Source organism: Methylobacterium sp. C33D (genome assembly GCF_053345825.1).
Genome location: NZ_JBKFAV010000240.1, coordinates 1 through 287, shown reverse-complemented (window position 1 = coordinate 287; position 287 = coordinate 1). Strand labels below are relative to the sequence as shown.

General features: G+C 71.8%; 1 protein-coding gene. It reads left to right on the top strand.

Annotated features, from left to right (window positions below; translation table 11 throughout):
• Positions 1–287: LysR substrate-binding domain-containing protein (locus ACLBXO_RS32220; RefSeq protein ID WP_447687968.1), on the top strand; the 287-nt coding region annotated here is incomplete at both ends.

Genomic DNA, 287 nt, shown 5'->3' with positions numbered 1-287 from the left:
CAGCTCAGCATGTGGGTGCGCATCCGCGGCCAGACCGTGGAGGCGCTGCGCGGCTACGAGATCGACTTCGCCCCCATGGGCCGCCCGCCCCGGGACTTCCCGATCGAGGCCGCCACCTTCGGGCCGCACCCGATCGTGCTGATCGCGCCGCCGGGCCATCCCCTGGCGAGCCGGACCGACCTGAACCGCGAGGACCTCGCCGACCAGCCGTTCTTCCTGCGCGAGGAGGGTTCGGGCACCCGCATGGTCTTCGAGGAGTTCATGACCGGCGTCCTGGTCAAGCGGGC